Raw genomic sequence first — 23,608 nt, 5'->3', positions numbered from 1 at the left:
CCACGATGACGATCAAAAACGCGATGGTGCTGGCCGCCGGGCTTGGCACACGGATGCGCCCGATCACCGATACGATCCCGAAGCCGCTTGTGAAAATTGCCGGCAAACCGATGATCGATTACGCGCTCGACGCCCTTGTCGAAGCCGGGGCTGAAACCATCGTCGTCAATGTGCATCACCATGCCGAACAGATGATCGCCCATCTCGAAAACCGCGCAGACGCCGAAATCCTGATTTCCGACGAACGGTCGGAGCTGATGAATTCCGGCGGCGGGCTGGCCAAGGGCCTGAAGCTTCTGAAGCCCGGCCCGGTTTTTGTCATGAACGCCGATCTCTTCTGGATCGGCGAGCAATTGAACGCCGTCAGCAATCTGCGAAAGCTTGCGCAATTCTTTGACACGGCCCGCATGGACATGGCCCTGCTCTGTGTCGACATGGATCGCACCACCGGCCACAACGGCAAGAGGGATTTCGACCTAGCCGACGACGGAAAGCTGGCTCGCTATCGCGACGGTGACGCTAACCCGGTGGTTTATGCCGGCGCCATCGCCATGGATTCGCGCCTTCTTGACGATGCGCCGGAGGACGCTTTCAACCTCAATATCTATTTCGACCGCGCCATTGAAAAAGATCGGCTTTTCGGGCTGTCGCTGGATGGCCACTGGATTACCGTGGGAACGCCTGACGCGATTGACGATGCGGAAAGCATCATCCGGCAATTCAGGGAAAAACGTTTCGCATGACGCTCACCCACCACGCAAAGCGCGTCCTGACGATCGCTGGGGGAACACCGTTCCTCAAAACGCTCGCGGAAACGCTGTGTGACGGGCGGCTGACATCAGGCTATAGATATGATCCGACCGATCCTCTTTCGCTTGCGAGCGTGACGATCTATGTGCCGACGCGGCGCTCTGCGCGCGTGCTGCGCTCCGAATTCGTCGATCTTCTGGGCGGCCGATCCGCCATTCTGCCGCTGATCCGGCCTCTTGGTGAAACGGATGACGATAGCGGTTTCTTCGATATCGAAAATCCTGAGATCATGGATCTGGCGCCGCCGATTTCCGGCACCGGCCGGCTGATCGAACTGGCGCGCCTCATCCTCGCCTGGCGCAACAGCCTGCCTGACGCCATCCGGGCGATCCATTCGGATTCGCCGCTCGTCGCTCCCGCAAGCCCCGCGGATGCCATCTGGCTCGCGCGGGCGCTCGGCGAGGTGATCGATGCGATGGATACCGAAGAAAAGGACTGGGAGACGCTTCAGCATCTCGATACCGGCGAACATGCGCAATGGTGGCAGCTGACGGCGGATTTCCTGAAGATCGCCAGCGTCTTCTGGCCGGCGCGGCTTGCAGAACTCAACCGTTCCTCCGCAGGCCGGCATCGCAACGCCATCCTGCGGGCGGAAGCGGACCGGCTTGCCAATTTGCCGGACACGGGGCCGATCATCGTGGCGGGCTCCACGGGCTCCATTCCGGCCGCCGCCGATCTCATCGCCGCCGTGGCCGCCCTGCCGCAAGGTACGGTCGTGCTGCCGGGACTTGATCTTGCCATGCCCGCAGAGCAATGGCAGGCGATTGCCGAGGACCCCGCCGATCCTTCGAGCCGCACGCACTCGCAATATGGGCTTTATATGCTGCTGCAGAAGCTCGGCATGCTCAGGGACGACGTGGTTCAGATCGGCGCTCTTGATCGTGATCTGGAAAAACGGGCGGCGGTGTTTTCGACCGCACTCGCGCCCGCGAAATCCACAAGCGACTGGAACCGCTGGCGCGAAGACAGGGAACCCGGCTTTTTCGACGAAGCCTTCGCGGCGGCCACATTGATCGAGGCCGCCAATGAACGTGAAGAGGCAACCGCCATCGCGGTGGCGCTCCGGCTGGCGCTGGAGGCTCCGGGGCGTGAACGCCCCTCTCAGGCGGCGCTGATAACGCCCGACCGCGGACTGGCGCGGCGGGTCGCGACAGAGTTGCAACGTTTTGGCATCGAGGCAGACGATTCGGCCGGTACGCCGCTTTCGGCCACGCCGCAGGCAGGACTGACGCAACTCGCGCTGGAAGCCATTCTCAGGCCCGGAGACCCGGTGCCGATCATTTCGCTTCTAAAGCATCCCCTCGCCCGCTTCGGGCTTTCCGGCGATGCTTTTATCAGAGCCTCCAAAGCGCTGGAGCTGATCGCGCTGCGCGGCGGCCGTGTCGAAACCGAGATAGGCAATCTCGAGGTGGTTCTCGATACGCAACTCCTTGCACAGCGTGATGACCGGCACCCGCCCGCATGGCGGGTGGCGCTGCCGGAGGGAAGTGTCGATGCGGCCCGTGATCTCGCGCGGCGGATCGCCATTGCCACGGAGCCACTCGGCTCCGCCTTCATTCGTCGTGACCGCTCCGGCCGCGCCTTCACCGATAAATTGCCGCTTTCCGATTGGGCCGGGCGGACAGGCCGGGTCATCGAGGCCATCTGTGCCGACGACAGCAATGATCTGGCCGCATTATGGTCCGGCGAGGCGGGAGACAAGCTCTCAAGCCTCTTTGCGGAACTGATGGAGAGCGGCGAGATCCTCGATGCGGACGGGCCACAATGGATCGATATTTTTGCAGCGCTGGTGGCAGGCGAATCGATCAAGCCGCGATCCATGCGCCATCCGCGCATTTTCATCTTCGGCGCGCTGGAGGCACGGCTGCAAAGCGTCGACACCGTCGTCATCGGCGGTCTCAACGAAGGGCTCTGGCCCGGCCAGACGGCGAACAATCCGTTCCTGTCCCGCAGCATGAAGACCGCCATCGGGCTGGAGCCGCCGGAACGGCGCATAGGACAGCTCGCGCATGACTTCGAGATGGCGAACGGTACCCGGCAGATCTTTTACACCCGGGCGCTGAGGCAGGGCTCCACCCCGGCCGTCGCCTCCCGCTGGCTGCAACGGCTGCTGGCGCTGGGCGGAGAAAATTTCGCCGAACAACTGCGGAAGCGCGGCGATACCTATCGCCATTGGGCGGGTCTGATGGATGAAAACATCAATCAGGAAACGGCAAAGCGCCCTGCCCCCAAACCGCCGGCCGATCTGCAGCCAAAGAGCTACTCCTTCAGCGAAGTGGGACGTCTGCGCCGCGATCCCTATTCAATCTATGCGCGGCGCATCCTGAAGCTGGACCCGCTCGCCCCCTTCAATCGCGATCCGAACGCCGCCGATCGCGGCACGCTCTATCACGCGATTATCGAGCGCTATTCCCGTGAGGGACATATTCCCGGCACACCGGCCTCGCTCGCAGCCATGCAGCGCATTCTCGACGAGTGTTTCGACGAGGAAAATCTGCCTGTGCATGTGGATGTCATCTGGCGTCCGCGTTTTGCGGCAGTGGCCCGCGCTTTCATCGATTGGGAAAAAGAACGTCATCCATCCATTCGCCACAGCTTCTACGAGGCTCGCGCCGGGCAGGAAATTGCCGAAGCGGGCATAAGGCTGACTGGGATCGCCGACCGCATCGACATCAAGACAAACGGTCAGGCGGACATTATCGACTACAAGACAGGACTTGCGCCTTCCGTCAATCAGGCGCGCGCGCTGCTCGACCCGCAGCTGGCGCTGGAAGCGGCGGCACTGATGCGCGGTGCCTTCCGCGAAACGGGTTCGCCCACGCCCGAAAACCTCATTTATGTACGCCTGCGACCGGGAGACCGATTTTTTGCCGATCAGGTGAATAACGAACATTCCAGCCGAAGCGGCAAAAGACCACCGAAATCCGCTATCGAACTGGCAACGGAATCGATCGACCAGCTCGCGAAATTCGTGCGCTCGCTGCGCGAAGGTGAAAACGGTTTCGCCTCACGGCTGGTGCCGGAAGAGCAGCAATCCTATGGCGGGGAATATGACCACCTCGCGCGGGTTTCGGAGTGGTCGACGGCGGAACCGGGAGACGGCGATGACGATTGATCCCTTCGACGCTGGCCCTTTCGCCGATACGCCTGAAAGCTGGATCGACTGGACCAGCGCCCGGCAGCGGCTTGCCTCCGATCCCGCAAGTTCCGCCTGGGTGTCGGCGAATGCCGGCTCCGGCAAGACCCATGTTTTGACCCAGCGCGTCATTCGCCTGCTTCTGGCCGGGTGCCGCCCCTCGGCGATTTTGTGCCTCACCTATACCAAGGCCGCAGCATCGGAAATGTCGAGCCGCGTGTTCGACCGGCTGGCGGAATGGGCAACTTTGCCGGATTCCGATCTCAAGGACCGCATCGCCGCCATCGAAGGCAAGGTACCGGATCGCATCAAGCTTGCCGAAGCGCGCAGGCTGTTCGCCAAGGCGCTGGAAACACCGGGCGGGCTGAAAATCCAGACCATCCACGCATTCTGCGAAGCCCTGCTGCACCAGTTCCCGCTGGAGGCCAATGTCGCCGGCCATTTCTCCGTTCTTGACGACCGCGCCGCAACAACGCTGCTCGCCGAAGCACGCCGTTCGCTTCTGACGGCGGTTTCGACGGAGCGGGACGAGGAGCTGGCGCAATCGCTCGCTTACGTGCTCGATCTGGCTGACGAAAGCGGGCTGGAATCGCTGCTTTCCGCCATCATCGCCAATCGCAGTGCCCTTCGTGGCTTTCTGCTCGATGCCAAACAGTCGGGCGGCATTGATGCGCGGTTGCGGCAGGCGATGCAGATCGCAGATGGGGAAACCGAAGAAACCGCTGCGGCCGCCTTCTGGCCTCTGCCCGGCCTCTCGGGCCTTGCGCTCGATACGTATCTAACCCTTGCTGACGAGGTGGGAGGATCACGCGTCATAGAGGTCGCTTATGCGCTCCGGGAGGCAAAACGGCAGTCGGACCCGGTGCGGCGGATGGAATTCATCGAAGCGGCGCTTCTGACAGCCAAAGGCGAAAAGAAATCGGATGCCTACGTCATCAACAAGGGCATGCAGAAATCCGCGCCTGATCTCGTCGATGCGCTGACGCTGGCGCGCGACCATGTCGTGGCCTGCCGCAATCGCTATCGTCTGGTGCGCATGCTAGCGGCGACAAAAAGCGCCCTTGTGCTGGCCGAACGGTTGATCGGCGATTTCGAAGACCTGAAAAAGCAGCGCAGCCAGCTGGATTTCGAAGACTTGATCGAGCGCGCCGCCAATCTGCTCAACCGCGATACGGCGGGTGCGTGGGTGCATTACAAGCTGGATCAGGGCATCGACCATATTCTGGTCGACGAGGCGCAGGATACCAGCCCGGTGCAATGGTCGATCATACAGTCGCTGGCGGCGGATTTCTTCACCGGAGAAAGCGCCCGCATGGGACGCCGGACGCTGTTTGCTGTGGGTGACGAAAAACAGTCGATCTATTCCTTTCAGGGCGCCCGGCCGGAACGGTTCTCGCAGGAGCGCGACGAGACCCAAAGGCGTGTCGATCAGGTGGAGCAGGCCTTTCATCGCATCCGCCTGCCGCTCTCGTTCCGTTCCACTGAAGATGTGCTGGCCGCCGTCGATCAGGTCTTCTCGATCCCGCAAAATGCGAGCGGCCTCAGTGCCGATAATGAGCCAGTCGAACATCGTTCCAACCGCGCCGGCCATCCCGGCACCGTTGAAGTGTGGGATATGGTGGCGCCGGAAACCACAGAGGATGAAGAAGACTGGACGGCCCCCTTCGATGCGCTGCGGGAAAGCGCGCCGGCCACGATCGTCGCCCGCCGTATCGCCGCGCGCATTGCCGACATGATCGGAAACGAAACTATCATCGAAAAAGGCGTGGAGCGCGCTATCGAGGCCGGCGACATTCTCGTGCTTGTCAGAAAACGCGCCGCCTTCGTCAACGCGCTGACCCGCGAGTTGAAGCGGCGCAAGAACATTCCCGTCGCCGGTGCCGACCGCCTCCGTCTGACCGACCATATCGCCGTACAGGACCTTCTGGCGCTTGGCCGGTTCGTGGTGCTGCCGGAAGATGATCTTTCGCTGGCGGCGCTGCTGAAAAGCCCGCTCTTCAACCTGACGGAAGACGATGTCTTCGAGATCGCCGCCACGCGATCCGAGACGGAGAGCGTGTGGCAGAGGCTGCAAGTCCTTTCGGGCCAAGAAACCAGCCGTTTATCCATCGTCACCGACAAACTTCGGCATTTTGTTTCACTGTCGAAAACCGCCACAGTGCATGATTTTTTTGCGGCTGTTCTGACCCTGCATGACGGACGCAAAAAATTCCTTGGACGGCTTGGCAACGAAGCGAGCGACGTTCTCGACGAGTTCCTGTCCTTTGCGCTGGATTACGAAAGAACTGGCCTGCCCGGCCTTCAGGCCTTTCTTTCCGTCCTGGAAACCGATTCACCGGAAGTGAAGCGCGAGCAGGACAAGGATCGCGGCGAAGTGCGTATCATGACCGTGCACGCCTCCAAGGGGCTGGAAGCACCGGTGGTTTTTGTGGTGGATGGCGGCTCGAAAGCCTTCAACCACAGCCATGTGCCAAAGCTGCGCTTCGTGGAAACGGGTGGTGATGCCTTTCCGGTCTGGCTGCCCGGCAGCGGTTTTTCCAATCATCTCATTCGCTCGGATGAGGAACGCCTGAAAACGGCCGCCGAAGATGAATATCGCCGGCTGCTTTATGTGGCGATGACCCGCGCTGCCGATCATCTTGTCGTCTGTGGTTATCGCGGCCAGAAAGAAAACCCTGAATGTTGGCACGCCATCGTCAAGGCGGCGCTTGCGGAGAATCAGGATCATTGCCAGCCGCAACTGTTCAGTGCCGATGGAGAGGAATGGCAGGGGCTTGTCTGGCACAAGTCTGAAGCACGCCCGGCACTTGCACCGCACAAGCCGGCGGAAACCCAGCAGGAAGAAGACCACAAGCTTCCGCCAGGCCTTCTTGCACCCCTGCCTGCCCTGCCCTCCCTGCCAAGGCCGCTCAGCCCATCGGGTGCGGGGACCATCATTGATGACGGTGCGGACGATCTGGCCGTGCGTTCACCGCTGTTCGGGGAAAAAACGGAGGCTTCCAGCCTTGCCCTGCAACGGGGCAAGCTGGTGCATCGCATGCTGCAAGCCCTGCCGGATTTTGCGGAAAGCGAGCGGGAAGAGGCGGCCCGGCGTTATGCCGAGCGTGCGGCGCGTTTCTGGCCTTCCGTTGAGCGCGAACATTTGATCCAGGCGGTTTTGCGCGTCCTCTCCGAACCGGCGGTGCAGCCGGCCTTTTCCGCCAACAGCCGTGCGGAAGTGTCGATCATGGGCACGATGACCCTCGGCCGGCAGCACTATGCCGTCTCCGGCCGCATCGACAGGCTGGCGGTAGACGGTGATCGGGTCATTCTGGTCGACTACAAGACAAACCGGGTTCCGCCGCGCACGTCACGCGAGATACCTTTCTCCCACACCGCGCAGCTTGCGATCTATCGCGAAATTCTTGCACCGCTTTATCCCGGCAAGGAATTTGTCTGCGCGCTGATCTATACGGAAAATGCCGCTTTCGTGCGGGTTGGTGACGATGCCATGGCAGAGGCACTTGCCGCAATAAAGACAAAGTGAGATACCGGGGCATTGAAATTTCGACGCGCCCGCATCACATCGATAGCGGAAAAGATTTACTGAAAGGAGAGCCAGATATGGCTACCGTAAAAGTCGATGCCGCCAACTTCCAGTCCGAAGTCCTCGAATCCGCCGAACCCGTCGTGGTGGATTTCTGGGCTGAATGGTGCGGCCCGTGCAAGATGATCGCGCCGAGCCTTGAGGAAATTTCGTCCGAGCTGGCCGGCAAGGTCAAGGTCGCGAAGCTCAACATCGACGAAAACCCGGAACTCGCGGCCCAGTTCGGCGTGCGTTCCATCCCGACGCTCGCCATGTTCAAGGGCGGCGAAGTGGCCGACATCAAGGTTGGCGCTGCCCCCAAGACAGCGCTCTCAGCCTGGATTTCCGGCGCCGCATAAGCAATATCAATGGAATGAGAAAGCCCGGCATCGCTGCCGGGCTTTCTTTATTGGGGAACCGTGCCGTTAAGGGCAAGCGCGTTGCCGGCAAGATAAAGCGAGCCCCCGATCAGGATGCGCGGCGCTGGTCCTTCGGCATTAAAACGGCGCGACAGCTCTTCCAGCGCATGCATCAACGACGACGTGGGCGCAGCCACCAGCCCGGCATCAAAAGCGGCATGGGCAAGCACGACGGGGTCGATCGCCGCATCCGTGCCGCCGATGGGCACGGTGAAGACATATTCGGCTATATCGGCGAAAGCCTTGAAATATCCCACCGGATCCTTGGTATTGATCATGCCCGCGATGATGAAGAGCGGGCGCGGCGTCTTTTCCTCAAAGCCGGCCATGGCCTCGGCAATCACTTCACCCGCACCGGGGTTGTGACCGCCATCGATCCAGATTTCCGAATCCTTCGGGGTTATTTCAGCGATTTTGCCGGTCAGGATGCGCTGAAGACGGCCGGGCCATTCCACGGAGGTCATGGCCTTTTCAATCATCCGTTCCGTCACCTCAAAACCGGCTGCTTTCACAGCGCGGATCGCTGCGGCGGCATTGGCGAGCTGATGGCGGCCGGGAAGCCTTGGCAACGGCGCATCCGTCAGGCCGAACTCATCCTGATAGACCATGCGGCCGAATTCTTCATGGGCGGAAAAATCCTGCCCATAAACGGAGACCGGGCAACCAATACGTTCGGCCGTCGCGACAAGCGTGTCTAGTGCGGCGTCATATTCCTGGTGGCCAATGACGACAGGCGAGCCTTTTTTCATGATACCGGCCTTTTCGGCAGCGATCAGTTCCACGCGGTCGCCGAGATAAGCTTCATGGTCGAGCGAAATCGGCATGATGATGGAAACTGCAGGGTTATTGATCACATTGGTCGCATCGAAGCGACCACCCAATCCCACCTCTACGATCGCGGCATCAGCGGGATGCTCCGAAAAAAGCAGGAACATGACTGCCGTCAAAATCTCGAAAACGGTGATCTTCTGCCCATCGTTAGCGATTGCGATGCGACGTAGGGCGTCCGCGAAGACAGCGTCCTCTACAAAGCGGCCCCTCTCACCGGCAACGCCAAGGCGATAGCGCTCATGCCAATTGACGAGATGCGGCTTGGTATGGACATGAACGGGAAGTCCTGCCGCTTCCAGCAAAGCCCGGCAAAAGGCGCTGACGGAGCCCTTGCCATTGGTGCCCGCCACGTGGATCACTGGCGGCATTCTGTTTTGCGGATTGCCGAGTTTTTCGAGAAGACGGGAAATTCTGTCGAGTGAAAGATCAAAGCCCTTGGGGTGGAGCTGCATCAGCTCTTCAATGATCTTTTCGGCCTCACCGATCGCGGGCTTCGTCATGTCTTCCGTTCGCCTTTCAGGCGTTTTGTTTGCCATTTGTCCGCCGCCCCAAAAATGAAATCAGGCAACGTATAGCATCATCCCGAAGGCAATTTATGCCTCCGGGCGACATATTTTTTTCCTCAGGCCGAAGCGGCCAGCGGGACGACGGCGTTTGCGTTGTCGGCAGGCGCCTTGGTCATGATTTTGAGCATATTGGCCAGCGTGTCCGGGATTTCGCGACGATCAATGACCATATCCACCATGCCGTGTTCCAGCAGGTATTCCGAGGTCTGGAAACCTTCCGGCAGCTTTTCGCGAATGGTCTGCTCGATGACGCGTTTGCCGGCAAAGCAGATTTCCGCGCCCGGCTCGGCGATATGCACATCGCCCAGCATGGCGTAGGAGGCCGTGACGCCGCCGGTCGTCGGGTTCGTCAGAACCACGATATAGGGCATGCCGGCTTCCTTCAGCATGTTCACGGCAACCGTGGTACGTGGCAGCTGCATCAGCGAAAGAATGCCTTCCTGCATGCGCGCGCCGCCCGAGGCCGGGAACATCACCAACGGGCAGCGCTCGGAAATGGCGCGCTCGAAGGCTTTGACGATGGCTTCGCCGGCGGCAATGCCGAGCGATCCGCCCATGAACTGGAATTCGTGCACGACGGCGACGATCTTCAGGCCTTTCAAGAGGCCCACACCGGCAAGGATCGTATCTTCCTGTTCGGTCTTCGTGCGGCTGTCGCGCAGACGGTCGGTGTATTTTTTGGAATCGCGGAACTTCAAGGGGTCCTGCGCGACCTTCGGCTGGACCAAGGCCTCATAGACGCCATCATCGAAAAGATCGGCAAGGCGTGCCTTGGCCGGCATCTTCATATGGTAACCGGAAGCCGGGATGACCCACTTATTGTCTTCCAGATCCTTGTGGAAGACCATCTCGCCCGTTTCCGGGCACTTGATCCATAGGTTCTCCGGAACCTCCGGGCGGCGGCCAAGCATGGAATTGATCCGCGGCCGAACGTAATTGGTGATCCAGTTCAACTGTCTACTCCTGACTGGGCCGCGCGCTTATTCCGCAGCGGCAAGGCGCGATGCACGCACGCCCGTTGAAAGTCCTTTTACCAGCGTCGTAACGGCCGGCACGGTGTCGGCGGTCGCCTGCCCGTCCTTGGTCAGGCTGCCCGCAATCTGGTTGACGATGGCGGAACCCACCACCACGCCATCTGCCACGGCGCCGATTGCTTTCGCATGATCGGCCGTCTTGACACCAAACCCGACACAAACCGGCAGTTCCGTATGCGCCTTGATACGACCGACAGCGCCCGAGATCAACGAGGGATCGGGAAGTGCTGAACCGGTGATACCGTTCATCGAGACATAATAGACGAAACCTGAGGTATTTTTAAGGACGGCAGGCAGGCGCTTGCCATCCGTGGTCGGCGTCGCCAGACGGATGAAATTGATGCCGCGCGCAAGTGCGGGAATGCAGAGTTCATCGTCCATTTCCGGCGGCAGGTCGACCACGATCAGGCCGTCGATACCGGCCGCCAGCGCGTCGTCCAGGAACTTTTCAACGCCGTAGATATAGATCGGATTATAGTATCCCATCATCACGATCGGCGTTGCATCGTCTTGCCTGCGGAATTCGCGGGCGAGATCGAGTGTGGTTTTCAGCGTCTGTCCGCCCTTCAGCGCGCGCTGGCCGGCCAGCTGAATGGCCGGGCCATCCGCCATCGGGTCGGAAAAGGGCATGCCGAGTTCGATGACGTCAGCGCCCGCTTCCGGCAGCGCCTTCATGATGCCGAGCGAGGTTTCGAAATCCGGGTCGCCGCCCATGAAATAGGTAATCAGAGCCGGGCGGTTTTCAGCGCGCAGATCGGCAAAGCGCTTGTCCATACGTGCAGTCATGATCTTATACATCCATTCCAAGGAACTTGCTGACGGTGTGGACATCCTTGTCGCCGCGACCGGAGAGGTTCATCAGGATGATCTCATCCTTCCCCATCTTCGGCGCGCGCTTGATGACCTCGGCCAAGGCATGGCTCGGCTCGAGAGCCGGGATGATACCTTCAAGGCGGGTCAGCATCTGGAAGGCGTCCAGCGCCTCATGGTCCATGATCGGCACATATTCCACGCGGCCGATATCACTCAACCAGGAGTGCTCGGGGCCGATGCCGGGATAATCGAGGCCGGCGGAAATGGAATGGCCTTCCTTGATCTGGCCATCCTCATCCTGCAGCAGATAGGTGCGGTTGCCATGCAGCACGCCGGGGGAGCCGGCCGTGATCGAGGCACAGTGTTCTTCGCCCGACAGGCCTTTGCCGCCAGCTTCGACGCCGACGATGCGCACGCTTTTGTCATCGAGGAAAGGATGGAAGATGCCGATGGCGTTCGAGCCGCCGCCGACAGCCGCGATAACCATATCCGGCAGGCGACCTTCCGCCTCCAGCATCTGTGCCTTGGCTTCCTCGCCGATAACCGCCTGGAAATCACGGACCATTTCCGGATAGGGATGCGGGCCGGCCGCGGTGCCGATCAGGTAATAGGTATCCTCGACATTGGTGACCCAGTCGCGCAGGGCCTCGTTCATGGCGTCCTTGAGCGTGCCATGACCGGCCGTGACCGGCTTCACCTCGGCACCCAGAAGCTTCATGCGGAACACATTCGGGGCCTGACGGGCGACATCGGTCGCGCCCATGTAAACGACGCAAGGCAGGCCGAAGCGCGCCGCAACGGTTGCCGAGGCAACGCCGTGCTGGCCGGCACCGGTTTCGGCAATGATGCGGGTCTTGCCCATGCGCTTGGCAAGCAGAATCTGGCCGAGGCAATTATTGATCTTGTGCGAACCCGTGTGGTTCAGCTCTTCGCGCTTGAAATAAATCTTCGCGCCGCCAAGTTCCGCCGTCAGGCGCTCCGCAAAATAAAGCGGGCTCGGGCGGCCGGTATAGTGCGCGCCAAGATGCTTGAGTTCCGCCTGAAACGCGGGATCGGTCTTGGCCTTATCCCATTCCGCCTGCAAATCCAGAATGAGCGGCATCAGCGTTTCGGCAACGAAGCGACCTCCGTAAATGCCAAAACGTCCGTCCTCATCAGGACCAGCGCGAAAAGAATTGGGTGTTGGCGCGTCGTTCACTTCAAGCTCCCTTTGGGCCTTTCGACCAATCATTCACCACATCAAAAAACGCATCTATCATGGACAAATCCTTGACGCCCGGCGCGCTTTCGACGCCGGACGACAAATCTAGTCCGCCTGCCTTGGTTTCCGCCAGAGCCTCGGCGACATTGTCCTTATTCAGCCCACCGGAAAGCATGTAATCTACACTTTCGTCAAGTGAGCGCAGAATCGTCCAGTCAAACGAGATGCCGTTTCCACCCGGCAAGTCGGAACCGGCAGGCGCCTTGGCATCCAGCAGGAAACGGTCGGCAATGCCAATATAAGGCTCGATTTTGGCGAGATCACCGGCATCGCGAATGGAAATCGCCTTCATGACAGGCAGACCGTAAAGCGCCTTGATGTTCAGCAGCCGCTCCGGGCTTTCGCTGCCATGCAGTTGCAGAATGTCCGGCCTTACGAGATCAATAATTTCATCGAGATAATCATTGTCGGCATCGACGGTGACGGCAACCACCTTGGCGGCGCCACGGGCGGCTTCGGCCAGCCTGCCGGCAAGATCCGGCTCAATGTAGCGCGGGCTTTTTTCAAAGAAAATAAAACCGACATGGGACGCACCGCGCCTGATGGCGCGCTCCAGCGTTTCCGGTGTCTTCAATCCGCAAATCTTGATATCCGGTTTCATACCCGCGACCTGACATGAAATGCGACAAGAGTCGAGCCAAATCGCATCCCTTTTTGATGGAATGTTTCACGTGAATCCAGATGGCGATGCCCGCCGCCAGTTTCAATCGAAATCGATGGCGTGAAGTCGGGAGCCATGGCGTTTCAGCCAGTCCTTGGCTTCATTGGTGTGGGGGCAGAGCTTTTCGCACAGCGCCCAGAATTTCGGGCCATGGTTCATTTCGCTCAGATGCGCGACCTCATGGGCTGCGAGATAATCGATGACGCTTTCCGGGGCCATGACGATGCGCCAGGAGAAACTCAAGTTTCCATCATGGGAACAGGAGCCCCAGCGGCTGCGTGTATCCTTCATGCTGATGGATCGCACCGGCCTGCCGGCGGCGCGGGCGTGAATGGCAACCAACCGTTCCAAATCAGCCTTTGCTTCCTTTTTCAGGAAAGTCGCGATCCGCCGTCTCAGATGCTCGGGCGCGCCGCTGACTTTCAGAACAGCCGCACCATCAGCGTCTTTCGCGCCGTGGGTCAGGCCCCTCAGACTGCCGGTGTGTTCGATGCGATGGGAGATGCCTCTGATATCGATGGTCGCGCCGGGACGCAGACCGTCATCAGGGCTGAACTTCTGAAGCTTGCCCTCCAGCCAGCCCTGATGCCTTTCGAGAAAATCGTCGACCTGACGGTGATGCAGGCCCATCGGGATCGTCAGCTTCAGCGCCCGGCCGCCCGGCTCGATGCGCAAGGTGATGCGCGTGGCCCGCGGGTTTTCCCTGACCGTGATCGGCACCTGCCGGCCCGCAACCGCGACGGTGCGCTGGCTCGGCACGATCTTCTTTGGCGCCGGCGACTTCAGGGACTTTCTGAGGAGCGAAAACATGAAGCCTTCATAACCGATTCGTCCATCCCTTGGCCACGCAAATGCGCGGCGTCACCTGCCGTTTTGCCTTAGGCTGTCTGGTGTTTGCCAATGAAATCCAGCATGCGCGGCACTATTTCCTTGCGGAAGCGCGAACCGTTGAAGACGCCGTAATGCCCTACATCCGGTTGCATGTAGTGTGCGCGTTTATCTTCAGGGATGTTACGGCAGAGATCATGGGCCGCCTTCGTCTGGCCAGCGCCGGAAATATCGTCATTCTCCCCTTCGACGGTGAACAATGCGACTTTGCGAATAGCAGCGGGATCGACCGCCCTACCCCGATGCCGCATGTTCCCCTTCGGAAGCGCATGGTCGATGAAGACGGTTTCCACCGTCTGCAGATAGAATTCCGCCGTCAGGTCCATGACGGCCAGATATTCATCGTAAAATTCGCGGTGTTTTTCGGCGGAATCGCCGTCATTCTTGATCAGGTTGAGGTAAAAATCCTTATGCGCCGTCATGTGCTTGTCGAGGTTCATCGACATGAAACCGGAGAGTTGCAGAAAGCCGGGATAGACATTGCGGCCGAAGGCGGGCTGGGGCCACGGCACCTGCATGACGACATTATCGCGGAACCATTCGATTGGCTTCGCCGTGGCCAGACCATTGACGGCTGTGGGATTGATGCGCGTATCGATAGGACCGCCCATCAGCGTCATGGATGCCGGTGCAAATTTATCGCCATCGGCCTCCATAAGCGAAACGGCGGCCAGAACAGGCACGGACGGTTGACAGACGGCGACCACATGCGCGCCTGGACCAATCTCGCGCAGCATGTCGATGACATAACTGATGTAATCGTCAAGATCGAAGGTCCCATCACTCACCGGCACCATGCGGGCATCGATCCAATCGGTAATGTAAATATCTGCCGAAGGCAGCAAGGCCTCCACGGTGCCGCGCAGCAATGTGGCATAATGGCCGGACATCGGCGCAACCAGCAGCACCTTCGGCTCGGGCCGGCGGGCAGGATCGACCTCTTTTTTGAAATGAACGAGATTGCAGAACGGACGCGACCAGACGGTCTCTTCGGCAACGGCGACGGTCTCACCGTCGACAATAGTCGTGGCAAGTCCGAATTCCGGTTTGACATAACGGCGCGTCAGGCGTTCGAAAACCTCGAAGCCAGCATCGAGGCTTCTTCCGAAAGCCGTGCTGGAAAGCGGGTTCATAGGATTGTTGCAGGCCTGGCGCATCATATCGGCACCGGCGCGCAGCGGCGCCATGGCTGCATGGTTCATTTCATAGAGGTGGTAGAACACTGATGACGCCTCCCTCGCGATCACGCTCTTTTTTTCAACCATAGCAGCTTTTCGCAGGTGCACAAAATTTAAGGCGCCGGCGGTTTCCCGCCAGCGCCTCACTTTCCGTTGAACGCCGTAGCGATCAGATATCGGCGACGAAAGTCTGCTTCTGGGAACCGAGGCCCTCGATACCGAGTTCCACGACGTCACCAGCCTTCAGGTAACGCGGCGGCTTCAGGCCCATGCCGACGCCGGGGGGGGTGCCGGTGGAAATGACATCGCCGGGATGCAGCGACATGAACTGGCTGAGATAGGAGACAACGTGGGCAACGCCGTAAACCATGGTTTTGCTGGAGCCATCCTGCATGGTCTGGCCGTTCACTTTCAGCCACATGCCGAGGTTCTGCGGATCGGTGATTTCGTCCTTCGTCACCAGCCATGGGCCGATGGGGCCGAAAGTGTCGCAGGACTTACCCTTGGTCCACTGACCGGCACGCTCCGTCTGGAAGGCGCGCTCGGAAACATCGTGCGAAACGCAATAACCGGCGACATAGTCGAGAGCATCGGCTTCCGAGACATATTTCGCGGTCTTGCCGATGACGACGCCAAGCTCGACTTCCCAGTCGGTCTTCTCAGAACCGCGCGGAATGGTGACGTTATCGTTCGGACCGACAATGGCCGAGGTCGCCTTCATGAAAATGACCGGTTCCGGCGGTACGGTCGCACCTGTTTCGGCGGCGTGGTCGGAGAAATTGAGGCCGATGCAGATGAATTTTCCCGTTCCGGCAACGCAGGCGCCGATGCGCTCTTCGTTCAGCACCGGAAGTGTGCCGAGGTCGATCGCGGCGATCTTCTTGAGACCCTCTGGAGAAATGGCATCGCCGCCAATGTCTTTGACATGGGCGGACAGATCGCGGACTTTTCCTTCCGCGTCGAGAATGGCTGGTTTTTCCTGGCCGGGCTGGCCAACACGCATCAATTTCATGGAACTCTCTCCCGGTTGTCAGACAAGGTGATGCACATATGAACGATGCATTCATACTTGTCACCCCTTGACTGAGCCAAGTTTCGAAAAATACCTTTTCCTTCCCTTCAATCATAAGGACATGGCTCGTGACGAACAGTAATTCCCGGCAATCAGAATATCCCGTCGATCCCCTCTTCCTCGATCGCTGGTCTCCACGCGCCTTCGATGGCCACGCCATGCCGCAAGAGCATCTGATGACCATTCTGGATGCCGCGCACTGGGCGCCGTCTGCCTCCAACTATCAGCCATGGCGGTTTGTCTATGCGCACAAGGATAGCGAAGACTGGCTGCTCTTCGTGGAACTGCTGATGGAGGGAAACCAGCGCTGGGCAAAAAATGCCTCCGTGCTGCTCTTCGTCACTTCCCGCGACCACAACATCTCGCGTGAAGGCGAGAAAAAGCCATCCGCTACCCATTCCTTTGATGCGGGTGCCGCCTGGTTTTCGCTTGCCATGCAGGCACATCTGCTCGGTTACCACGCGCACGGCATGGGTGGCATATTGAAGGATAAAATCGTTGAAAAACTGAACATTCCGGAAGGCTACAAGGTTGAGGCCGCGGTCGCCATCGGCACGCTGACCGACAAGTCCGTTCTCCCTGATGATCTAGCGGAGCGGGAAGTGCCGAGCAAGCGTTTGCCCCTTTCGGATGTGGCCTTCGAAGGTCGCTTCACCGGCAAGGTTGATTGATGTTCTCAGAACGACAAAAGGCCCGGCGGAATTGACCGCCGGGCCTTTTGTTAAAGTTTCGTTTCACGTGAATCGTTCCGCGAAACGCTCCACAGGATTAGATATCGAGGTTCGCGACGCTAAGCGCGTTTTCCTGGATGAAGTCGCGACGCGGCTCCACTTCGTCGCCCATCAGGCGGGCAAACAGGCCGTCGGCATCGGTGGCGTCGTTGACCTTGACCTGGAGAAGCGAGCGAACATTGGCGTCAAGCGTCGTTTCCCACAGCTGCTCGGCATTCATTTCGCCGAGACCCTTATAACGCTGCATGGAAAGACCCTTGCGGCCAGCGGCAAAAATTGCATCCAGAAGCGCGCGCGGACCGGCCAGTTCCATCGTGCCGTCCTTGCGTTGCAGGACCGGCGGCGTGGCGTAGATATCGCGCATACGAGCTGCGAGCTGATCGATATGGCGGGCATCGGCCGAACCGAGCAGGCCCATATCCAGCGTCGAGACTTCCTTGACGCCGCGCACCATGCGCTCGAAGCGCAAGCCGCCATCCTGCAGCACCGTGCCGGACCAGCCACGTTCGGTTTCTTCCGCGATCATGTCGAGACGCCGCGCCACTTCAGCAACGGTCTCCTCGGCGCGGGCGGCATCGGCCGAAAGCTCGGGGTTCAGCGCGCCGGCTATCGCCGCCTGTTCCACGATCGAGCGGCTGTAACGGGAATGAAGCCCGTCGATCAGCGAACGCATGCGCAGCGCATCGAGAATGACTTCGCGAAGATCGGCGCCGACGCGAACCTCACCGGTGCCGAGGGTCAGCGATGCTTCCTCAAGACCCATCGAAATGAGGTATTCTTCCAGCGCCTTCTCATCCTTGAGGTACTGCACGGATTTGCCACGCGTGACCTTATAAAGCGGCGGCTGAGCGATATAGAGATGGCCGCGCTCGATCAGTTCCGGCATCTGGCGGAAGAAGAAGGTCAAGAGCAGGGTACGGATGTGAGCGCCGTCGACGTCAGCATCCGTCATGATGATGATCTTGTGGTAACGCAGCTTGTCGGCGTTGAACTCATCCTTGCCGATGGAGGTGCCGAGCGCTGTGATCAGCGTGCCGATTTCCTGGCTGGACAACATCTTGTCGAAACGGGCGCGTTCTACATTGAGGATCTTGCCGCGCAGCGGCAGGATGGCCTGAGTCTCGCGCGAGCGGCCCTGCTTGGCCGAACCGCCAGCGGAGTCACCCTCGACGAGGAAAAGTTCGGATTTCGCCGGATCGCGCTCTGAGCAATCGGCAAGCTTGCCGGGCAAAGAGGCGATATCGAGAGCGCCCTTGCGGCGCGTCAGTTCGCGCGCCTTGCGGGCAGCTTCGCGGGCAACCGCCGCTTCCACCACCTTGCCGACCAGAATTCGTGCGTCGGAAGGATGTTCTTCCAGCCAGGTGGAGAGCGCTTCGTTGACAAGGCTTTCCACGACCGGACGCACTTCGGACGAAACGAGCTTGTCTTTCGTCTGCGAGGAAAATTTGGGGTCGGGAACCTTGACGGAAAGAATGGCCGTCAGACCTTCACGGCAGTCCTCGCCCTGCAGGCTCACCTTTTCCTTTTTCAGGATGCCCGAGGTTTCCGCATAGGAGGTTACCTGACGGGTCAGCGCCGCGCGGAAACCGGCCATATGGGTGCCGCCGTCGCGCTGGGGAATGTTGTTGGTGAAGCAGAGCACATTCTCGTGGTAGCTGTCGTTCCACCACAGCGCGACCTCAACCGTAATGCCGTCCTTTTCACCCTTGATGGCGACTGGCTTGTCAACCAGCGGCTTCTTGGCGCGGTCGAGATAACGGACGAAGGCTTCGAGACCGCCATCATACAGCAGCTCTTCCTGCTTGACGTCGGAATGGCGCTTGTCTGTCAGCAGAATGCGCACGCCGGAATTCAGGAATGCGAGTTCGCGCAGGCGATGCTCCAGCGTTCCATAATCATAGTCCGTCATGGTGAAGGTCTGCGGGCTTGCCAGGAAGGTCACTTCCGTGCCCGAGCGGCCTTCATATTCGCCAATGACGGAAAGCGGCGCATCGGCGACACCATGGGTGAAGCCGATTTCATGCACCTTGCCATTGCGGCGGATTCTGAGCTTCAGCCAGACGGATAGCGCGTTCACCACCGAGACGCCGACGCCGTGCAGACCACCGGAAACCTTATAGGAGTTCTGGTCGAATTTGCCGCCCGCGTGCAGCTGGGTCATGATGACTTCGGCGGCGGAAACGCCTTCGGAAGAATGGATGTCGGTTGGAATGCCGCGCCCGTTATCCGTCACCGTCACCGATCCGTCAGCGTTCAGCGTCACCGTCACCAGATCGGCATGGCCGGCAAGCGCTTCATCGATGGCGTTGTCGACGACCTCATAGACCATGTGGTGCAAGCCGGAACCGTCATCGGTATCGCCGATATACATGCCGGGCCGTTTGCGCACGGCATCAAGGCCCTTGAGGACCTTGATCGAATCGGCTCCATATTCCGCGTTCGCGCCGACTTCGCTTGACGATGTTTCGGTCATAAATACTCTTTCCAAAGTTTTCTCGGGCCAGGTTTCCAGTGAGAAGGCCTGAAGCCAGCGAATCACTCAAATCCGACATGCGACTATAGAAATTCTACACCCAATCCCAAAGGCCGCATGCTTCAGGATGCTGCATAAAGCAGGGGATAGAGGGGTTTCAATCGCAAGAACGGCTTTTTTGCAGCACGGCTGACAGTTCCTCTACCACACTCGGCGGCAGCTTGCGAATATCCCGTGCCAGCCGGTTGGCGAAAGCCGTATATTGCGGCGGCAGGCCGATGGTGTCGATAACCACTTTCGGGTCGGACGAGCCGGCCAGAAAGAACAATTCCTCCGCCTCGTCCCAGATGATGTTGAAATATCCGGCAATGCGCTGCAACAGATCAAAGCTCGGCTTTCCACGCTTGCCGTGCTCCAGCGCCGAAAGATAGGCGGGCGACACGCCGATGGCGGCGGCCATTTCCTTCTGCGTCACGCCCTTGCGCTCGCGAAGCTGCCGCACGGCCTCCGCAAAAGGTGTCATGACTTTTCACCGCGCCGACGCGCCAGCCGCACATAAAGCGCGCCGTCGCCGCCGTGATTGGCGGATGCATCCTCATAGGATGAAATCAGGTGGCGATATTCCGGCTTGGAAAACCACATGGGCACCGCCCTTTTCAGCGCACCGTCGCTGCCGATGGAACGGCCCTTGCCCGTTATGACGAGCACATGCCTCAGACCGCGTTCATGCGCGCGCAACAGAAAATCAAGCAGCACCGCATGAGCTTCGCTCTGGAACATACCGTGCAGATCGATCCGCCCTTCCAGCGGTAGCCGGCCACGGGTGAGTTTGCGCTTGACCGGTTTTTCCATCGGCTGATGAATTTTCGGCTTTTTATCCGGAGCCGCTGATGGCGGCTCGGCCGGCTCCGCAAGCATGCGCGGAAAGCTGCTTTTTCCGGTCTGGGAAACCTCGGGTTCAACCAGAGGCTCCTCCATGTCCTCGAAAGCCAGCAAATCTTCCAGCCTGCCGGAGATCGGCCGCGTGGTTTTTGCAACCTTTCCCCACAGAATGCGCTCTTCCTTGCCGAGCTTGCGACTGGTCTTCATCACCGATACCTCTGCGCAGCCACCTGCGGTATCAGTATATAAAAGTCGGCCTCATTGCGCACCGTACCGGCAAGCTCTCCTGCTTCGAAACCGGAGCCAGTGAAGATATCGCCACGGGCCGGGCCGACAATGGCTGAACCCGTATCGAGCGCCAGCATCAGCCGCGCAAAAGGTTTTCCGTCATCGAGATGCGTAAGCGACGGTGAATGGATGAAGAAGGGAAGCCCGAACGTGTGGATGAGCCTGTCCACCGCAAGCGCGCGCCCCGCGACCAACGGAACCTTCGCAGCCGCAATCGGCCCCATATCCTGACCGGCGACATCCGCCTCCCGGAAAAAAATATAGGAGCGGTTATGCCATAGTACCCCATCCACCTTGTCGGGATGGTCAGCGAGCCATTTGCGGATCGCCTGCATCGACACGGTTTTCGGATCAAGTTCCCCGCGATCGATAAGCAGACGGCCAATCGGTGAAAAAGCATGCCCGGCCTTTGCCGCATAGGTGATGCGCTTTACCGCGCCATCGCGAAACACCAGACGCGCCGCACCCTGCACATGGACGAAAAACACGTCGACCTTCGATCTTGCCCAGGCAATCTCAAGGCCCCTGCCCTCCAGATACCCTTCATCGATCTCCCGCCGGTCGGGAAAATAGGAAATCCCGTTTTCATCCGCTCTGCCGAAAGCATAGGACGTATCGAAACCGGCGGGCCGATTGGCGTCGTCGATATCCACCAGCTCGGGCGGACGGCGGTAAATCGGATAACGCCAGATGTCGTCGGCTTCAGATGACACTTCTAGTTCGGGTTCGTAAAAAGCGGTCACGAAACCGCTTTTTCCCGGAGCCGAAGAAATCCTGAAAGGCACGCAATTGGTTTCGAAAAACCGGCGCGCCTGCTCCGGGCTGTCTATTGGGTTTTTCTCTGCGCTTTCCAGAAGCGAAACCAGTTCCGCCGCCGTGACCCCGAGCGCGCCTGTCCTGTAGGGTTTTGCGATCCGAAGGTGCGACAGGATTGTCGCCATCGCCGGAAAAAGCTTGCCCGGATCGTCTTGCCGCCATCCGGGCAGGTCGCTGAAAGAAACTTCTTCGATCGAAAAGGGCGCGGTCATTGCTCGGATTCGGTGGCGATCAGCTTCCAGTTCGGATCGCGCGAGCGGATATCGCGCGAGAAGGTCCAGATGTCGTCCACCTCCGCAACCGCATCCGGATCGCCATCCACCAGCTTGCCATCCTTGTCATAGGTCGCCGAAATCAGCTGGCTGACGATCCTCAGGGTGATCTGCACTTCGGAATCACGCACACTGGCCTGCGTGATATCTGCTTTCTCGATACCCACGAAGGTGGACTTCACCACCTCGCCACGACCTTCCCTCTCGGAAATGGCCGCCTCGAAACCGTCAAAAACCTCCTTCGACAGAAGGTTCTTGAGCGTCTTGCGGTCGCCATCGGCAAAGCCCATGACGATCATTTCATAGGCCATGCGGGCGCCGTTCAGGAATTCCTTCGGCCCGAAGGACGGGTCCCTGGTCATCACCTCACGCAGAGACGCATTGAGCGGCGTATCGACGGGCGCAAGCGCGTCCGCCTCGGCAAAACGGTTTTCGTCGTCCCCCTCGCTGCGCTTTGGCAAGGTCACGACCTTGTTATCATCTGCAACCGGGCCCTTCACCGCATCTCGCGGGCTATAGGGGTCGAATGGCGGCTTCTCATTGCCCGTGCGGCGGCCGAGGACACTGCGCAGCTGAAAAAAGATCAGCACCGCTGCAACGAGAAAAAACAATGTGATAAAGTCGCTAAAGCCCATCTTTTACCAAAACCGCCATTTAAATTCGAAAACTACACCATCATATAGTCTGCATCTTATCATCATTCAAATGCGCAGATTCAATCATCGGTGTCCCGGGAACCGGCAATCTGCCAGAGATGCACACGCAAGGCTAGAAGATGCGTTTTCCCTTTCTCCCCATCGCCATCCTGATGATGCCCATCCTCGAAATTGCCGGTTTCATCATTGTTGGCAAGGCAATCGGTTTGTGGCTGACATTGGCGCTTGTCCTGTTCACCTCGTTTCTGGGGTTGCTCATCCTGCGGCTCGGAGGCATCGGCATGGTGAGAAACCTCCAGGACGCGGGGCGTACCGGCGCGCAGCCGGCGGATGAGTTGGTGAATGGCGCCATGCGCGTCGTTGCCGGGATCCTGCTTTTCATTCCCGGTTTCATTACCGACATTCTCGGCCTTCTGCTTCTGTCGCCCACCGTACGGCGCTTTTTCTGGAAGGCCTTCGGGCCGCGCGTCGTCGTTGCTGGTTCCTTTCGGCACTCCGGCCAGCAATCTGGTTCTCAGCCCGGAGATTTTTCCGGCTTTCGGAACGACCCGGGACATACGGGCAATTCGAAGGTAGTGGATCTCGACGAGGAAGAGTTTCATCGCGACGAGCCAAAGGATGATTCCCCATGGTCGCGCAAACCGGACAATCGCGACCTGCCAAAACCCTGATCCCGGGCGGAACGGATCGCGGTGACCCGATCACGAAGGGTTGTAAGCCCCCGGTCGAAATGGTAGACCGCCTTCCACGAATTCATGCCGTGAGGAAATGTAATGACCGCTGAAAATGGTGCACAGGACGCAGTAAGTCCTTCCCTCAACATTCTTGCCCAGTACATCAAGGATCTTTCCTTCGAAAATCCGGGTGCTCCTCGCTCGCTTCAGGCACGTGACAATGCGCCGTCGATTAATATCAATGTCAACGTCAACGCAAACCCGATCTCCGGTTCGGATTTCGATGTTGTTCTGACGCTGAACGCGGAAGCCAAGGATGGCGACAAGGTGTTGTTCGCGGCCGAACTGGTTTACGGCGGCGTGTTCCGCATTGCCGGCTTCCCGCAGGAACATATGCTGCCGGTGCTGTTCATTGAATGCCCGCGCCTGTTGTTCCCTTTCGCGCGCCAGATCATTGCGGACGTTACCCGCAATGGCGGTTTCCCGCCGCTGATGATCGATCCAATCGATTTCGCGCAGATGTTCGCCCAGCGCGTTGCCGAGGAACAGGCCAAGGCCAAGGTTCAGGCGGTACCGAACTAA

20 protein-coding genes are annotated in these 23,608 nt (G+C 59.4%); 7 read left to right on the top strand and 13 right to left on the bottom strand.

The window, feature by feature from the left end; all coding sequences use genetic code 11:
• Positions 1–5: 5 nt before the first annotated feature.
• The 4 genes from BS627_RS13350 to trxA all read left to right on the top strand — a co-directional run bounded on the left by BS627_RS13350 (position 6) and on the right by trxA (position 7,870).
• Complete coding sequence (locus BS627_RS13350; protein WP_077983691.1) at positions 6–743, top strand: nucleotidyltransferase family protein; 738 nt, start codon at positions 6–8, stop codon at positions 741–743.
• Positions 740–3,925 carry a double-strand break repair protein AddB gene (addB, locus tag BS627_RS13345; protein WP_077983690.1) on the top strand — a complete coding sequence of 1,062 codons (3,186 nt, stop codon included), beginning with the start codon at positions 740–742 and terminating at the stop codon, positions 3,923–3,925. The genes BS627_RS13350 and addB overlap by 4 nt, the downstream gene beginning before the upstream one ends.
• Positions 3,915–7,472, top strand: coding sequence for a double-strand break repair helicase AddA (gene addA, locus BS627_RS13340; protein WP_077983689.1), 3,558 nt, complete (start codon positions 3,915–3,917; stop codon positions 7,470–7,472). Before addB ends, addA begins: the two co-directional genes overlap by 11 nt.
• Before the next feature lie 77 nt (positions 7,473–7,549).
• On the top strand, positions 7,550–7,870 hold the full coding sequence (gene trxA, locus BS627_RS13335; RefSeq protein ID WP_003505361.1) for a thioredoxin: 321 nt from the start codon (positions 7,550–7,552) through the stop codon (positions 7,868–7,870).
• Positions 7,871–7,917: 47 nt separating this feature from the next.
• Here the strand turns inward: trxA and BS627_RS13330 are convergent, their stop codons facing one another.
• The 8 genes from BS627_RS13330 to BS627_RS13295 form a co-directional block, all read right to left on the bottom strand.
• Entirely contained in the window at positions 7,918–9,297 is a 1,380-nt protein-coding gene (locus tag BS627_RS13330; protein ID WP_193600485.1) for a bifunctional folylpolyglutamate synthase/dihydrofolate synthase, read from the bottom strand.
• An 86-nt stretch (positions 9,298–9,383) separates the two neighbouring features.
• Complete coding sequence (gene accD, locus BS627_RS13325; protein WP_077983688.1) at positions 9,384–10,280, bottom strand: acetyl-CoA carboxylase, carboxyltransferase subunit beta; 897 nt, start codon at positions 10,278–10,280, stop codon at positions 9,384–9,386.
• Positions 10,281–10,307: 27 nt separating this feature from the next.
• Complete coding sequence (trpA, locus tag BS627_RS13320) at positions 10,308–11,147, bottom strand: tryptophan synthase subunit alpha (RefSeq protein ID WP_077983722.1); 840 nt, start codon at positions 11,145–11,147, stop codon at positions 10,308–10,310.
• Positions 11,148–11,151: 4 nt separating this feature from the next.
• Positions 11,152–12,372: a tryptophan synthase subunit beta gene (gene trpB / locus BS627_RS13315; protein ID WP_077983723.1), complete on the bottom strand. Its 1,221-nt coding sequence runs from the start codon at positions 12,370–12,372 to the stop codon at positions 11,152–11,154.
• A 1-nt stretch (position 12,373) separates the two neighbouring features.
• Entirely contained in the window at positions 12,374–13,036 is a 663-nt protein-coding gene (locus tag BS627_RS13310) for a phosphoribosylanthranilate isomerase (protein ID WP_077983687.1), read from the bottom strand.
• 102 nt (positions 13,037–13,138) lie between these two features.
• Positions 13,139–13,906, bottom strand: a complete 768-nt coding sequence (locus BS627_RS13305; RefSeq protein ID WP_077983686.1) for a M48 family metallopeptidase — start codon at positions 13,904–13,906, stop codon at positions 13,139–13,141.
• Between the two features lie 68 nt (positions 13,907–13,974).
• Positions 13,975–15,207 (bottom strand): polyhydroxyalkanoate depolymerase, encoded by a 1,233-nt coding sequence (locus BS627_RS13300; RefSeq protein ID WP_245307115.1) that lies wholly within the window; start codon positions 15,205–15,207, stop codon positions 13,975–13,977.
• A gap of 124 nt (positions 15,208–15,331) precedes the next feature.
• Positions 15,332–16,174: a fumarylacetoacetate hydrolase family protein gene (locus BS627_RS13295; protein WP_077983684.1), complete on the bottom strand. Its 843-nt coding sequence runs from the start codon at positions 16,172–16,174 to the stop codon at positions 15,332–15,334.
• A gap of 128 nt (positions 16,175–16,302) precedes the next feature.
• Between BS627_RS13295 and BS627_RS13290 the strand changes: the two genes are divergently transcribed.
• Positions 16,303–16,905, top strand: a complete 603-nt coding sequence (locus BS627_RS13290; RefSeq protein WP_077983683.1) for a nitroreductase family protein — start codon at positions 16,303–16,305, stop codon at positions 16,903–16,905.
• Positions 16,906–17,002: 97 nt separating this feature from the next.
• On the opposite strand, the gene gyrB is transcribed toward BS627_RS13290, so the two are convergent.
• The 5 genes from gyrB to BS627_RS13265 all read right to left on the bottom strand — a co-directional run bounded on the left by gyrB (position 17,003) and on the right by BS627_RS13265 (position 22,331).
• Positions 17,003–19,438: a DNA topoisomerase (ATP-hydrolyzing) subunit B gene (gyrB, locus tag BS627_RS13285; protein WP_077983721.1), complete on the bottom strand. Its 2,436-nt coding sequence runs from the start codon at positions 19,436–19,438 to the stop codon at positions 17,003–17,005.
• A 157-nt stretch (positions 19,439–19,595) separates the two neighbouring features.
• Positions 19,596–19,961: a helix-turn-helix domain-containing protein gene (locus BS627_RS13280; RefSeq protein WP_003521160.1), complete on the bottom strand. Its 366-nt coding sequence runs from the start codon at positions 19,959–19,961 to the stop codon at positions 19,596–19,598.
• On the bottom strand, positions 19,958–20,527 hold the full coding sequence (locus tag BS627_RS13275; RefSeq protein WP_077983682.1) for a Smr/MutS family protein: 570 nt from the start codon (positions 20,525–20,527) through the stop codon (positions 19,958–19,960). Before BS627_RS13275 ends, BS627_RS13280 begins: the two co-directional genes overlap by 4 nt.
• Positions 20,527–21,636: a murein transglycosylase A gene (gene mltA, locus BS627_RS13270; protein WP_077983681.1), complete on the bottom strand. Its 1,110-nt coding sequence runs from the start codon at positions 21,634–21,636 to the stop codon at positions 20,527–20,529. The genes BS627_RS13275 and mltA overlap by 1 nt, the downstream gene beginning before the upstream one ends.
• A complete protein-coding gene (locus BS627_RS13265) occupies positions 21,633–22,331 on the bottom strand; it encodes a Tim44/TimA family putative adaptor protein (protein WP_131829420.1) in 699 nt (232 codons plus the stop codon). The genes mltA and BS627_RS13265 overlap by 4 nt, the downstream gene beginning before the upstream one ends.
• A gap of 140 nt (positions 22,332–22,471) precedes the next feature.
• Here BS627_RS13265 and BS627_RS13260 point away from each other — a divergent pair, with 140 nt between their 5' ends.
• Positions 22,472–23,023, top strand: a complete 552-nt coding sequence (locus BS627_RS13260; protein WP_077983680.1) for an FxsA family protein — start codon at positions 22,472–22,474, stop codon at positions 23,021–23,023.
• Positions 23,024–23,125: 102 nt separating this feature from the next.
• On the top strand, positions 23,126–23,608 hold the full coding sequence (gene secB / locus BS627_RS13255) for a protein-export chaperone SecB (RefSeq protein WP_077983679.1): 483 nt from the start codon (positions 23,126–23,128) through the stop codon (positions 23,606–23,608).

It is taken from the genome of Agrobacterium salinitolerans (genome assembly GCF_002008225.1).
Classification (GTDB): domain Bacteria; phylum Pseudomonadota; class Alphaproteobacteria; order Rhizobiales; family Rhizobiaceae; genus Agrobacterium; species Agrobacterium salinitolerans.
Note: the sequence above shows the minus strand (reverse complement) of the source record. Positions and strands in the feature narration are given on the sequence as shown.

Coding starts and splice junctions, on each gene's coding strand:
- BS627_RS13280 (WP_003521160.1), bottom strand. CDS start 19,961: ATGACACCTTTTGCGGAGGCCGTGCGGCAGCTTCGCGAGCGCAAGGGC.
- BS627_RS13295 (WP_077983684.1), bottom strand. CDS start 16,174: ATGAAATTGATGCGTGTTGGCCAGCCCGGCCAGGAAAAACCAGCCATT.
- addA (WP_077983689.1), top strand. CDS start 3,915: ATGACGATTGATCCCTTCGACGCTGGCCCTTTCGCCGATACGCCTGAA.
- BS627_RS13330 (WP_193600485.1), bottom strand. CDS start 9,297: ATGGCAAACAAAACGCCTGAAAGGCGAACGGAAGACATGACGAAGCCC.
- mltA (WP_077983681.1), bottom strand. CDS start 21,636: ATGACCGCGCCCTTTTCGATCGAAGAAGTTTCTTTCAGCGACCTGCCC.
- secB (WP_077983679.1), top strand. CDS start 23,126: ATGACCGCTGAAAATGGTGCACAGGACGCAGTAAGTCCTTCCCTCAAC.
- BS627_RS13275 (WP_077983682.1), bottom strand. CDS start 20,527: ATGAAGACCAGTCGCAAGCTCGGCAAGGAAGAGCGCATTCTGTGGGGA.
- trxA (WP_003505361.1), top strand. CDS start 7,550: ATGGCTACCGTAAAAGTCGATGCCGCCAACTTCCAGTCCGAAGTCCTC.
- BS627_RS13305 (WP_077983686.1), bottom strand. CDS start 13,906: ATGTTTTCGCTCCTCAGAAAGTCCCTGAAGTCGCCGGCGCCAAAGAAG.
- BS627_RS13310 (WP_077983687.1), bottom strand. CDS start 13,036: ATGAAACCGGATATCAAGATTTGCGGATTGAAGACACCGGAAACGCTG.
- trpA (WP_077983722.1), bottom strand. CDS start 11,147: ATGACTGCACGTATGGACAAGCGCTTTGCCGATCTGCGCGCTGAAAAC.
- BS627_RS13265 (WP_131829420.1), bottom strand. CDS start 22,331: ATGGGCTTTAGCGACTTTATCACATTGTTTTTTCTCGTTGCAGCGGTG.
- BS627_RS13260 (WP_077983680.1), top strand. CDS start 22,472: ATGCGTTTTCCCTTTCTCCCCATCGCCATCCTGATGATGCCCATCCTC.
- gyrB (WP_077983721.1), bottom strand. CDS start 19,438: ATGACCGAAACATCGTCAAGCGAAGTCGGCGCGAACGCGGAATATGGA.
- BS627_RS13350 (WP_077983691.1), top strand. CDS start 6: ATGACGATCAAAAACGCGATGGTGCTGGCCGCCGGGCTTGGCACACGG.
- addB (WP_077983690.1), top strand. CDS start 740: ATGACGCTCACCCACCACGCAAAGCGCGTCCTGACGATCGCTGGGGGA.